This is a genomic window from Bacillus sp. (in: firmicutes) (assembly GCF_031983925.1).
Lineage (GTDB): Bacteria > Bacillota > Bacilli > Bacillales > Bacillaceae_G > Bacillus_A > Bacillus_A pacificus.
Genome location: NZ_DALYZR010000005.1, coordinates 243,476 through 251,366 on the forward strand (window position 1 = coordinate 243,476; position 7,891 = coordinate 251,366).

8 protein-coding genes, 4 tRNA genes and 2 riboswitches are annotated in these 7,891 nt (G+C 35.0%); of the genes, 2 read left to right on the top strand and 10 right to left on the bottom strand.

The genetic code is table 11. The features are described from left to right. Positions 1–5: 5 nt before the first annotated feature. From RTP99_RS17980 to tenA, 4 genes are read right to left on the bottom strand one after another with little or no spacing between them, the layout of a single operon-like run. Positions 6–1,007 carry an ABC transporter substrate-binding protein gene (locus RTP99_RS17980; RefSeq protein ID WP_000670438.1) on the bottom strand — a complete coding sequence of 334 codons (1,002 nt, stop codon included), beginning with the start codon at positions 1,005–1,007 and terminating at the stop codon, positions 6–8. Further along, positions 1,004–1,756 (bottom strand): ABC transporter permease, encoded by a 753-nt coding sequence (locus RTP99_RS17985; protein WP_011040017.1) that lies wholly within the window; start codon positions 1,754–1,756, stop codon positions 1,004–1,006. The genes RTP99_RS17980 and RTP99_RS17985 overlap by 4 nt, the downstream gene beginning before the upstream one ends. Then, positions 1,756–2,505, bottom strand: coding sequence for an ABC transporter ATP-binding protein (locus RTP99_RS17990; protein ID WP_001256803.1), 750 nt, complete (start codon positions 2,503–2,505; stop codon positions 1,756–1,758). The genes RTP99_RS17985 and RTP99_RS17990 overlap by 1 nt, the downstream gene beginning before the upstream one ends. Further along, the gene (tenA, locus tag RTP99_RS17995) at positions 2,474–3,169 is read right to left on the bottom strand and encodes a thiaminase II (protein ID WP_000666831.1); all 696 of its coding nucleotides are present in this window, start codon (positions 3,167–3,169) and stop codon (positions 2,474–2,476) included. The genes RTP99_RS17990 and tenA overlap by 32 nt, the downstream gene beginning before the upstream one ends. A gap of 82 nt (positions 3,170–3,251) precedes the next feature. Beyond that, a riboswitch (TPP riboswitch) is annotated at positions 3,252–3,354 on the bottom strand. Between the two features lie 60 nt (positions 3,355–3,414). After that, positions 3,415–3,527: riboswitch (TPP riboswitch) on the bottom strand. A 269-nt stretch (positions 3,528–3,796) separates the two neighbouring features. On the opposite strand from tenA, the gene RTP99_RS18000 reads away from it, so the two are divergent. Next, entirely contained in the window at positions 3,797–4,951 is a 1,155-nt protein-coding gene (locus tag RTP99_RS18000) for an SH3 domain-containing protein (protein ID WP_001056060.1), read from the top strand. A gap of 5 nt (positions 4,952–4,956) precedes the next feature. Then, complete coding sequence (locus RTP99_RS18005) at positions 4,957–5,289, top strand: hypothetical protein (protein WP_001137831.1); 333 nt, start codon at positions 4,957–4,959, stop codon at positions 5,287–5,289. 224 nt (positions 5,290–5,513) lie between these two features. Here the strand turns inward: RTP99_RS18005 and RTP99_RS18010 are convergent, their stop codons facing one another. The 6 genes from RTP99_RS18010 to RTP99_RS18035 all read right to left on the bottom strand — a co-directional run bounded on the left by RTP99_RS18010 (position 5,514) and on the right by RTP99_RS18035 (position 7,824). Further along, entirely contained in the window at positions 5,514–6,665 is a 1,152-nt protein-coding gene (locus RTP99_RS18010; RefSeq protein ID WP_000648927.1) for a DUF3965 domain-containing protein, read from the bottom strand. A 294-nt stretch (positions 6,666–6,959) separates the two neighbouring features. Next, positions 6,960–7,379 carry a CBS domain-containing protein gene (locus RTP99_RS18015; RefSeq protein WP_000199016.1) on the bottom strand — a complete coding sequence of 140 codons (420 nt, stop codon included), beginning with the start codon at positions 7,377–7,379 and terminating at the stop codon, positions 6,960–6,962. A gap of 131 nt (positions 7,380–7,510) precedes the next feature. Then, positions 7,511–7,582, bottom strand: a tRNA-Glu gene (locus RTP99_RS18020). A gap of 1 nt (position 7,583) precedes the next feature. Next, positions 7,584–7,658, bottom strand: a tRNA-Asn gene (locus tag RTP99_RS18025). A gap of 8 nt (positions 7,659–7,666) precedes the next feature. Next, positions 7,667–7,743, bottom strand: a tRNA-Ile gene (locus tag RTP99_RS18030). Between the two features lie 10 nt (positions 7,744–7,753). Then, positions 7,754–7,824, bottom strand: a tRNA-Trp gene (locus RTP99_RS18035). Positions 7,825–7,891 lie beyond the last annotated feature (67 nt).

Below are 7,891 nucleotides of genomic sequence, written 5' to 3' on the forward strand. Positions count from 1 at the left end.
TTCGCCTACTTTAAAATGTTTTCGAATAACTCATCGGCCGGAACGATTTCTTTCGTCATTCCTTTATCTTTCAACCATTTATTTTGTTTCTCCCATGACTCTTTTGAATCTGATAAAAATGGTTCATCCTTCGTTTCCATTTTCTCTAATAAAATTTTCATACTTTCTTTTTCAACTTCTGGTACAAGTGGGAAGTTTTCTTTTTCCTGATGATTTAATAAAATATTTAATGCTTCATCTGGATTTTTCTTCATGAAATCATAACCTTTTTTCGTACCACGTAAGAAAGCTTGCAACGCTTCTTTATCTTTTTTCAACGTTTTATCACCTGTTACAAATACAAGCTCATGATAATTCGGTACACCGTAATCTGCTGGATTAAAGTATGCTGGTTCATGACCTTCATGACGCATAACAGGTACTTCATGGTTAATGTATGCCCCCGTTACCGCATCCACTTTTTTTGTAATTAATGCTGGTACTAAATCAAAACCAACATCGACTACTTTCACTGTATCTGGATTACCACCAGCTTCTTTTACCATCGTTTTTAAATACATCTCACTTAAAGGTGTTCCAGAATATCCAACTGTTTTACCCTCTAAATCTTTTGGCGATTGAATGCCTGCAGACTTCAGCGATACAACATGATTTAATGGTGAACGTACAACAGCCCCAATTGATTTCACTGGAATTTGTTCATTTGCTTTTGCCATGACAACATCTGGCTGATAATATAAGCCCACTGTTACTTTTCCTGCAGCTGCTAACGTTAATGGGTCAGTCGGATTAGAAGGGAATTTAATATTTACCTTTACTCCTTCTTCTTTAAAGTAACCTTTTTCAATTGCCGCATAAATAAAGCTATGTACCGCATTTGGGTACCAATCAAGCATGACCGTTATTTCTTTCTCTTTTTTACTTTTTTCCGATGCTGAATTACTCGAACATCCAGCAATCATTGCAACTAATAATGTAAACACAAAGATGCGCTTTAAAAATTTCATGAATGCTTCCTCCAACTAATGAATTTTTTTTCTACTAACGAAATAAGTATGACGAAGAGAATAGCTAATAATGATAACAATACAATGGGTGCAAATACACCTGCCCCGTCTAACTGCGTCATCATTCTCTTACTGAAATATCCTAGCCCCGCTTGTGCACCGAGCCATTCACCAATTGCCGCCCCAATTACACTAAGCGGTACTGCAATTTTTAAAGCTGAGAAAAAATAAGGAAGAGCAGACGGCAATTTTAATTTAAGAAAAACATCTTTTTTCGTTGCCCCATACGTAACTAAAAGCTCTTCCCATTCTTTTTTCGTACTGCGCAGTCCATCATACGTATTAACCGCAATTGGGAAAAACGTAATTAAAACCGTAACAACAACCTTACTCCAAATCGTATATCCAAACCATAAAACAAATAGCGGAGCAAGCGCTGTAATAGGAATCGTTTGCGAGGCAACTAATAATGGATAAAATGCTCTCTCCATCCATGTACTCGCATTCATTAACATCGCTAGCCCTACCCCAAGTACGATAGAAATAGCCACCCCTATTAAAACGACATATAATGTTGCTGGCAAATGAACTGTAAATAATATGTCTTTTAGTTTCCATATCTTCATTACAATCGCAGACGGTGACGGTAAAATGTACATTTCATCTACAATTCTTGCGCCTACTTCCCAAAGAGCAAGTAAAATACTAGAAAGTGTAAGAGCAGGTAATAGCTCCTTCAACCGGTTCATCATACGAGTACCTGCCTTTGCAACATACTAAGCAGCTCATCTTTCAGCGCTAATACTTCTGGTTTATATAAATCTTTCCTTGTCCGATTATGATCAAGCGGTACAATCCTCTCGGTTAAAGTAGTTATCGGTTGCTGCTCTACTACTAAAATTCGATTAGAAAGAAACAATGCTTCTTCCACATCATGAGTGATAAATAAAATTGTTTTTTCCCACTCTTTCCATTGTTCAAACAACCATTCTTGCAAAGAGGCCTTCGTTAAAGCATCCAACGCACTAAACGGTTCATCTAACAGCAATATCTCCCCACCTGTTAATAAAGTTCGAATAAAGGATACACGTTGTCTCATACCACCAGATAAATCTTTCGGATATTTTGTCTCATACCCTTGTAAGCCAAATTTATGCAATAGTTCCTTCGCCTTTATTTGTGCTTCTTTCTTCTGTACACCTTGGCACTCTAACGGCAGGGCAGCATTCTCAATAATCATTCTCCACGGCAAGAGCATATCTTTTTGGGGCATATATCCTACAGGATGGCTCTTTGTCTCTGTCAGCTCTATCTGTCCCGTACTTGCTTCTTCTAAACCTGTAATAAGGCGAAATAAAGTACTTTTCCCGCATCCACTCGGTCCGATAATGCTTACAAACTCTTTATCTTGTATAGAAGCATTTAATTCATTAATGATTGGCTTCTCATCATAATGAAAAGAAACATTATGAAACTGTAGTATGTTCTTGCTCCTCAAATCCCCACATCTCCTTACGGTAGGACATATCCCAGAATAAATATTCAAATCGACTGGAATATAGGAAAATCTCCTCTAATCGATCTAGCTCTTTTTCAGACTTTCCAACTGCCATTTCATTTAATAAATCGATTAACCAAACACAAAGGTTGCCATATTCTTCAGAGCTATAGCCTTGAATCCACTCACCAAAGAACTCATGATCTCTTGCTCCAGGAATATCATTTAAACGCTTTCCAATCTCCCAGTAGCTCCACATACATGGAAGAAGTGCTGCTATTAATTCCGCAAGTGTGCCATTTTGAGATACAGACATCATGTAATTTGTATAAGCTAAATTTTTAGCAGATGGCTTTGCAGACTCTATCTCCTCTATAGAAATTCCAAGTCTTTTTGCATACTGTTTATGAATGGTCATTTCTCCATTTAATATCCCATCAATTTGTTCAGCAAATTTCCCCATAACTTGTGGATTTGTTGCCTTTACAACACCGATCGCATATAACTTTGCATAATCTAACAAGTATAAATAATCTTGAATAATATAATACTGAAACTTATCTTTTTCTAACGTACCATCCCCCATACCTACAACAAATGGATGATTATGACTCATCTCCCAAACTGGTTGTACAGTTTCTAATAATCTATCGCAAAATTTCATTTCTCTATCCCCTTTCAATTTATATATCTAAATAAAAAACCACTTCTAAATAAGAAGTGGTTACAGCAAATAAAATTATAATTTATTCGTTGCTCCACTTCCCTTCGCTAGTATTACCTAGATCAGGTCTGTAAGGGTTAAGGATTATTCCTCTCTCAGCACAACAAGCACCCCTAGTGGTTTCAATATGAAATTTTCAAATAAAAAAGCCCCGTTTCTATACGCAAAGAAACGGGGACTCATTGTTAGTGTCCGAATTGCTTCCCTACGCTAGCATAATCTAGATCAGGTAATAAAAAGGATCAAAGACTTAAGGCCTTACTCTCAGCTGGCAACACCAGCTCTCCTAGCAAACTATAAAATTATCACTGTCAGTATAACATCGTAATAAGACATCATCAACTGTTTTAATTTTCTCAATTGTCAACAAAATAACAAAACCATATAATACTTATATTCTATCTTAGAAATTATTATCCTAATGAATTGGATAAAAAGGAATCATTATCCTCAAAAAATTTATTTTTATATTGATTTCATATTACATTTATGTGAATACACCCACTATATTATATCTTTATACTATAATAAAATTACAACTATACAACTAGAGGAGGTCTCTATTATATGAATATGAAAGCTACTGCTTTAACAGCAACTACTGTCGCAATTGCTTCTTTACTTCCTTCTATGGGAGAAACAAATGTACAAACAGCCAACGCTGAACAATTATCTAATGTGAAAACTGGATATGTCAAAGTCGATCAAGTAGCCTTACATACAAAAGATAACGCAAATAGCTCATCAATTGATACAATTCGCTTTAATACGAAAGTGAATATACTTGAAACAACTAATGGCTGGTATAAAGTATCTGTTAATAATAAAGTAGGTTACGTACAAAAAGATTCTATTCTACTAAAAAACAAACTTCAATCTAATAATCAATATATCGTCAATGCCAATGCATTAAACGTTCGTTCTGAACCTAATTTAGAATCTTCAATTTTAGATGTATTACCAAATGGGAAATTCGTTACTATTCAAGAAGAACAAGGTGAATGGTATAAAATTTTACATAATGGCAAAACAGGTTACGTACAAAAGGCATTCGTATCTAATGGTTCGCAGCCTTTAGTAAAAGGCATCACAGTTCAAAATAATACGAAATACACAGTTGCAACACCTAAACTTAATGTGCGTAGCAACGCTAGTACAAGTAGTGCACTACTTGGTTCATTACAAAATGGTACACAATTACAAGTAGTGGAAACTGTAGGAACTTGGTATAAAATTCGTTTTGGCACAGGATACGGATACGTGGCAAAGCATTATGTAGTGCAAAATCAATCACAAGCTCAAACGGCTCAACCTACTTCCATTCCAGCCGTTTTCAAATTCCCTACTCAAGGAAAAATTAGCTCAACCTTTGATATGCGCTGGGAACAAATGCATTATGGTATAGATATCGCAGCTCAGGGTAATGTCTCTATCCAGGCGGCGGCTGCAGGTAAAGTCGTGAAATCATATTATTCAGCTAGCTATGGCAATGTTGTGTTCATCGCCCATCAAATAAACGGGAAATTATATACAACAGTCTATGCTCACATGAAAGATCGCACTGTACAAGCTGGTGATCAAGTACAAGCTGGACAATTAGTAGGTCATATGGGCAACACAGGTCATTCATACGGGCAACATCTTCATTTTGAATTGCACAATGGAGAATGGAATTTTGAAAAAACAAATGCAGTAAACCCACTGCCATATTTAGTTAGGTAAATTGTATGCCACGCAATATACCTCTCTTAATTGAATACTTAGCCTTTTTAGGCTTAATCTGTTGCTTAGTAATTTATAATACAAATACTGTATTTTTATCTATTATCATTGCTTTTGTTGCTTTAGAAATTATGATGGAAGCTTTTCAAGTTCAACTAAAACAAAAAATTGCCCATATTTATAATGCCATTTTGTTATTAAGTGCCTTAATAACAAATATTATTAGTAATGGTTTTTATTTATCTACCGTATTTCCCGTATTCTTTATGGCTATTTTATTATTCATAGCTAGATACATTCATGTCCCTAATAACAAAAAACACGAACAAGAAGCTTAGAAAGAGGAGACACTGTGTACCAATCTTTCAAAGATAATCCGATAAAATATATATTGAATTTCTATAAAAAAACAAATACTTTTTTTGGTATACAAGGAAGCTATACGGCACAATTTCTCCTTTATGGAATGTTATTTCTCGTCTTAATTACATTCTCCTTGCTTTACTAATAACAAAAGGATCTCACAATTGAGATCCTTTTTAATTTATATAGAAAATGCTCTTTACCCGCAAGCATATTTTTCATAAATAAAGCTAAGATTATATTTTTTCTCTAAGCTCATTCTTTGTTCATCATCACACCAATAGAACAAAATATCATGAATCGTTGCATAACGCTTATTTTTAAGAAACAGTTTAAAGAAAGATGGTAAACAGTCATGTAATTGTATAAATATATAATTGCGTAATATTTCTTCTTTATATTTAATGCCCTTACAAATATACAATAATTCTTCACAATAATATGCATGTTGTGGAACTTGGATCATTTCGAAAAATGGCACATATGATAATAACTTTCCAATAAAATGATCATATCGATCCATTATCCCTATCGTCATATGCTCCATCATATCTTTCATTACATATAAATAATCATCTACATGAGTAGTCTTGAGTGGGTCTAATCGATCTGAAATTTGAGAAAGTACAGCCCTTTGGCAAGCTAACACCGCTTGACTAGGTCCATAATATGATAGAAAGTCTGTACACTTACGATACTTTCGTAATAAATCATATGTATATAAGTCATAAACAAAAGTATTACAATACATCGCTAAACTCATCATATCACTATTTAATTGCTCTTTTGATAGTGACTTAGCTCTCTTACACATATAAAAAAATGTAAATTCTAATACTTCTTTATGAGATAATAGATGTTTACAGCCTGTTATACATTTCTCATTAAATTTAACTCTATCCCAAATTTCTACATCCCCATCAGTTAATTCACCAATACGATATTTAATAATTAAATAGTTTAAAGCCACCGCCTGCGTCAAAAGATCCCACGTTTCATATTCCAATGAAGTATGAACAAACTCAGCTAGCCCTTGAGTTACCATAAAAGTATTCGCTTCTTCATACCAACCAATTTCTTGGCATAAGCGAAGAATACGTACTAAAGTTGGAATTTCGTCTTTATGAAATTGCGGTAAATTCTTTGCTTTATTCATTCCATATACGATAAATGCCGCTAAATTTTCTTCTTTATAAAATTCTTTTTCTTTCCACACTAATATAGTTCGTTCTTTCCCTTCACCTTTTGGATGACAAGGTACAAGCAAAGAAAATAATTCAGCGAAATTATTTGGTTCTATATATGTATCTGTAACCAAATTCCAATTTGGATCGCGCTGTACAGCCTTCATATAATTCCCCTTCCCTTTTGTCTACATAGGAAATATTAATCCATTATCACATCATTAACAATAAATATTGTTATATTCGAAATCAATCATAATACTTATATCTATCAGTATATCATTTTTTCTCTTATTTATAATTAGGAATGACAAATTTAAATAAACTGTCGAAATTAATAACTATGTACTTATTATATAATGTATCAGATGCATCATGCTAACATATTTGTTTAATCCTATATACTAGAATAATGCATCTGATTTTTATACGTAACGTATTCCACTAAGTAAAGTCTTTCTTCATTCCGTATGCTCTGATATTTCACTTAAAGCAAATCCGGCTTGATCATCTGCCGATTCTTTTATAGCTAAATCTCCTAGTGCTAACATCCCAACGAGTTGACCACTCTCAACTACTGGCAATCGTCTAATTTGATACTGCGCCATTAACTCTGTAGCCTTTTCAATAGGATCATCTGGAGAAACTGAAACAATGTTTGTTGTCATTACATTTGTAATTTTATTAGATCCAGGATGTTTTTCAGCAATCCCTCGAACAACTAAATCCCGGTCCGTAACAAGACCAACAACTTGTTCATTTTCAACAACCGGAATCAATCCAATCGATTCTTCTTTCATCTTTACAGCAGCTTCATATACATTGTCTAACGGTGTACACTGTACAATATGAGTGCTCATCAAGTCTCTCACTCGTGTCATTTGTATCTCCTCCTTTTTATACATACCATAGCTTTTCCTAAATCCCTTTATTTATTTCAGGAAAATCAGTTGATAAAGGAGAATGAACGCACAATAAAAAAGAGTCAGCATATTGCTGACTCTTTTTTTTATGACCCGTACGGGATTCGAACCCGTGTTACCGCCGTGAAAGGGCGGTGTCTTAACCACTTGACCAACGGGCCATGGCTCCGCAGGTAGGACTCGAACCTACGACCGATCGGTTAACAGCCGATAGCTCTACCACTGAGCTACTGCGGAATAATATATGGTGGGCCTAAATGGACTCGAACCATCGACCTCACGCTTATCAGGCGTGCGCTCTAACCAGCTGAGCTATAGGCCCATATACTTTACAGGGGCAGTAGGAATCGAACCCACACTGGAGGTTTTGGAGACCTCAGTTCTACCTTTAAACTATGCCCCTAAAGGATGCCGACTAGAGGACTTGAACCCCCAACCTACTGATTACAAGTCAGTTGCTCTACCAATTG

Bases quoted from the DNA above. Each gene is read 5' to 3' on its own strand.
- RTP99_RS18010 (WP_000648927.1), bottom strand. From the start codon at position 6,665: ATGAAGGCTGTACAGCGCGATCCAAATTGGAATTTGGTTACAGATACA.
- RTP99_RS17980 (WP_000670438.1), bottom strand. From the start codon at position 1,007: ATGAAATTTTTAAAGCGCATCTTTGTGTTTACATTATTAGTTGCAATG.
- RTP99_RS17985 (WP_011040017.1), bottom strand. From the start codon at position 1,756: ATGAACCGGTTGAAGGAGCTATTACCTGCTCTTACACTTTCTAGTATT.
- RTP99_RS18015 (WP_000199016.1), bottom strand. From the start codon at position 7,379: ATGACACGAGTGAGAGACTTGATGAGCACTCATATTGTACAGTGTACA.
- tenA (WP_000666831.1), bottom strand. From the start codon at position 3,169: ATGAAATTTTGCGATAGATTATTAGAAACTGTACAACCAGTTTGGGAG.
- RTP99_RS18000 (WP_001056060.1), top strand. From the start codon at position 3,797: ATGAATATGAAAGCTACTGCTTTAACAGCAACTACTGTCGCAATTGCT.
- RTP99_RS18005 (WP_001137831.1), top strand. From the start codon at position 4,957: ATGCCACGCAATATACCTCTCTTAATTGAATACTTAGCCTTTTTAGGC.